Source organism: Sandarakinorhabdus sp. (assembly GCF_031422795.1).
In the GTDB taxonomy this organism is placed as follows: domain Bacteria; phylum Pseudomonadota; class Alphaproteobacteria; order Sphingomonadales; family Sphingomonadaceae; genus Sandarakinorhabdus.
In genome coordinates this window covers 1-2621 of sequence record NZ_JANPML010000422.1, presented here as the reverse complement: position 1 = coordinate 2621, position 2621 = coordinate 1, and the positions used below count along the sequence as shown (strand labels likewise).

The 2621-nt window shown below is 66.8% G+C and carries 2 protein-coding genes; one reads left to right on the top strand and one right to left on the bottom strand.

What is annotated here, in order from left to right; genetic code table 11:
• Positions 1-180 precede the first annotated feature (180 nt).
• Positions 181-810, top strand: coding sequence for a Crp/Fnr family transcriptional regulator (locus RMO81_RS14575; RefSeq protein ID WP_310476634.1), 630 nt, complete (start codon positions 181-183; stop codon positions 808-810).
• A 4-nt stretch (positions 811-814) separates the two neighbouring features.
• Here the strand turns inward: RMO81_RS14575 and RMO81_RS14570 are convergent.
• Positions 815-2621, bottom strand: a 1807-nt coding sequence (locus RMO81_RS14570; protein ID WP_310476633.1) for an adenylate/guanylate cyclase domain-containing protein, incomplete at its 5' end; no start/stop codon positions are given.

Below are 2621 nucleotides of genomic sequence, written 5' to 3'. Positions count from 1 at the left end.
GGCGGCGGGAAAGCGGGCTGATGGTGGCAAGCGGCATGACGGGTTCTCCGATCCTGCTGCTGTCATGCCGTGCTATCGGGGAATGGCGCCGTGAAGCGCTTCACACGCGTGTGCAATTGACGGGAAGCCCGCATTGCGACTAGCCCTTGCAGGGTGGCGGCCCCCGATCTTGCGCTGATATTGCAACAAGAGCTGGCCGCGGGCTCGGCCGGGCTGCGGCATGTCACCATTGCGCAAGGCACGGTATTTCTTCAGGAAGACGCAGACGCCGATGCCGCCTGGCTGTTGCTGGCAGGGCGCGCGCGGGTGTTTCGGGTATCGCGAGACGGCGATCTGGTTGTTCTGGCCCATCGCTTGCCGGGCGAATTGATCGGCGAACTTGCGGTGATCGACGGCGGGCCGCGATCGGGGTCCGCAGTGGCGCAGGAGCCTTTATCGGCGATTCGAATCGAAGCGGTGCAGTTCGGCATCCTGCTGGCCGAAAACGCAGCGTTTGCGCAGGGCGTGGCACTGCAACTTGCCGCGCGCCTGCGTGAGACCAGCGATCGCACCTTTGCCATGGCCGCAGCGCCGATTCCGTCGCGCGTGGCGGCCGAATTGTTGCGGCTGGCGCGGCCGAGTGCGGTGCCGGGCCAAGCGGTAATTGCGGCGCCGCCAACCATCACCGAACTTTCGGTGCGCGTGCACGCCACACGCGAATCGGTGTCCAAAACCTTCAGCCGCTGGCGCGCCGATGGCAGCATCCGCAGCGACGGTGCCGTGCTGGTGATCGTCGACCCGGCCGCCCTGTCCGACCTGTTGGATTTCTGAGGCCTCAACTCAGGTCGATCAGCGTCGTGGCCAGCCCTTGCTGCAAACGAACGATATGGAGCAGCACCACCGGGTGATCACTGCCCAGCGCTTTCATCGCTGCCAGTGCAGCCAGCGGGTTGGCCGGCACCAGCGCCAGCGCCGCTGCATAGGCGCTGCGATCAAGCGTTGGCAGTGCCGGTGTCAGCACCGCCAGTGGATCGGCAACGCCGCGCAAGGCCAAGCTGCCCACTGGAAGCCATATTTCACGATCGTCCCGTGCGGCGGCCAGAGTGACCGCTGATATGCAAACGCGGGTGCCCAATGCCTTGTTGGCGTGCTCCAGCCGCGCGCCGATGTTCATCACCGGGCCGTGCGCGGTATAGTCCAGCCGGTCCCGGCCGCCGAAATTCCCGACCAGCGCCGTGCCGAAATGCACACCTATGCGCGTGGCCTCCAGCCGGGCGGCGGCATGATCACGGCGAAATGCCTCGGCGGCGGCATCGATTTCCAGCGCGCAGGCGCAGGCGCGTGCGGCTGCATCGGGCTGATCAAGCGGCGCACCGAAAATGGCGTGGATGCTGTCGCCGACGATCTTGTCGATGGTGCCGCCATGCTGGATAACGATTCCGCTGAGCAGCGCGAGATAGGAATTGAGCAGCGTTTCGCCCGCCGCTGGCGACATGCGTTCCACCAAAGACGTGAAACCGCCAAGATCGGTGAACAGCACCGCGATTTCGCGCGGCGCGGCTCCAGCCGTCACCCGATCCGGGTGGCGCATCAATTGGGCAACGATATCGGGGGCAAGAAATTGTTCGAACGTCGATTGGATCAGCTGCGATTGCCGGTGACTGGCCCGCAGCGCCTGCGCACTGCCGATCGCCAGCCCCGTGACAAGGGCAAGGCCGGCGGCAACAAGGTTTGCCAGCCAGAAATCGGCCGCAAAGGCGGCAAATCCCACCAATCCCAATAAAGCCAGTGCCAGGCCGGCAAGGCCTGTGCGGAGTGCCGGGTGCAGCCGCATCCGCGCCAGAACGATGCCGGTCGACGCCGCCAGCCCCGCGAGCAGCAGATCACGCCAGATCGAGGTGAAGGGCGCATCGCCCGCGCCCAGCAGGGCGCGCAACTGATAGGCGTGAATGGCGATACCCGGCGTGCCCGCCGCATCGGCGCCGCCAAAAACCCGGAGCGGTGTCGGGTGCTGATCGTTGCCGGGCGCTGTTGACCCGATCAGCACGATGCGACCCGTGAACACCGATGCACCGACATCGCCGGCCAGCAGCGACCGTGCCGGAATGCGCGCAAACGGCAAGGCGCCTTCAGCTGTGCGCGGCACGCCGAACCGGCTGGCAGAAGGGCTGCCAACAGCGGCACCAGCGCGCGCCGCCAGCAATGCGGCAAAGCTGCTTCCGGCCGGCACCGCCAACTGGCGCACCACGCCATCGTCGGCATCGGCCTGCAACACCGGCGGCCGCCGTGGCTGCCGGCCAAGCATCCGCGCTTCAAAGGCACCGACGCGCGGCATGGACGCAGCGAGTGCCATCGGTGCCTGCGCCTGCGCCAGCACGGCAGCAAGGCGCGCGTCGGCCGCCGGGCTGGTTGGTTGGTCGAGCAGGATATCAAGTCCGATCGCGCGCGGGCGGCCCGCATCGACGCGTTCGATGATGGTTGCCAGCGCCTGCCGATCGATTGGCGACCGCGATGGCAGGGCCGCCAGGCTGGCTTCGTCGAAGGTGACGATGACAATGTTGCTTGCCAGCGGCACCGATGGGGTCAGCCGCGCCGCGCGTTGATCAGCGATCAGGTTTTCCAGCGCGACCAGCGGCGGCAGT